The organism is Microbispora sp. NPDC004025 (assembly GCF_053604425.1).
Genome location: NZ_JBSGHN010000050.1, coordinates 1 through 1,093 on the forward strand (window position 1 = coordinate 1; position 1,093 = coordinate 1,093).

The 1,093-nt window shown below is 74.4% G+C and carries 1 protein-coding gene; it reads left to right on the forward strand.

Translation table 11 applies throughout. The annotated features are described in order from the left end of the window. Nucleotides 1-1,093 (forward strand): polyketide synthase dehydratase domain-containing protein (locus ACWEQG_RS39050; RefSeq protein WP_452292701.1); only part of this gene is annotated, 1,093 nt, incomplete at both ends.

Below are 1,093 nucleotides of genomic sequence, written 5' to 3' on the forward strand. Positions count from 1 at the left end.
GTCCTCCCCGGCACCGCCTACCTCGACCTCGCCCTCCACGCCGCCGACCACACCGGCCACACCACCATCGACGAACTCGTCCTCCACGCCCCGCTGCCGCTTGCCGAGGAGGGCGGCGTACAGATCCAGATCGTCGTCGCCGGCTCCGACCGGCGCACCGTGGAGGTCTACTCCCGTCCGGACGGCGACACCGGAGACTGGACCCTGCACGCCACCGCCGTACTCGCGACGGACCACGCGGAGCCCGGCTTCGACCTCACCGCCTGGCCGCCCCCTGACGCCGCCCAGGTGGACCTCGGCACCGCGTACGACCGGCTGCACGAGGCGGGGCTGGGCTACGGTCCGGCGTTCCGCGGACTGCGCGCGGCATGGCGGCGCGGCGACGAACTGTTCGCCGAGGTCTCCCTCCCGCCGGAGGAACGCGGCGACGTGACCGGCTACGGCCTGCACCCGGCGCTGTTCGACGCGGCGCTCCACGTGGCCGCGTTGCAGTGGCTCGGCGACACTCCCAGCGGCCACAGCAACCTGCCGTTCGCCTGGAGCGGGGTGCGTCTGCACGCGGTCGGCGCCACCGACCTGCGGGTGCGGGTGACGCTGGGCGAGGCCGGGTCGCTGTCCCTGCAGGCAGCCGACCCCACCGGCGCGCCGGTCGTCTCCATCGACACGCTGCGGGTGCGTCCCGTGGCGTCCGACCAGCTGAGCGTCAAGCGGGCGAGAAACGACGGGCTCTACCGCGTGGAGTGGACGCCTCTCGACGTGCTTCCCGGCGAGCCGGGCACCTGGGCGGTGCTCGGCGATCGGGACCTGTGCGAGGGGCTGCGCGAGGCGGGGGTCGCCGCGTCGTTCCACGACGACCTGGCCGGTCTCACGGCGGCGATCGAGGATTCCGGGCCTCTGCCCGACCTCGTCGTCCTACCGGTCGCGGCGCCGGGCGGGGAGGATCCGGTGGTGGCGGCGCACGCCGTGACCGAGCAGACGCTGCGCACGCTGCAGGCCTTCCTGGCCGACGAGCGACTGGCCGGATCCCGCCTGCTGGTACTCACCCGCCACGCCGTCGCCGTCCACCCCGACGACCCCATCGACCTGACCACCG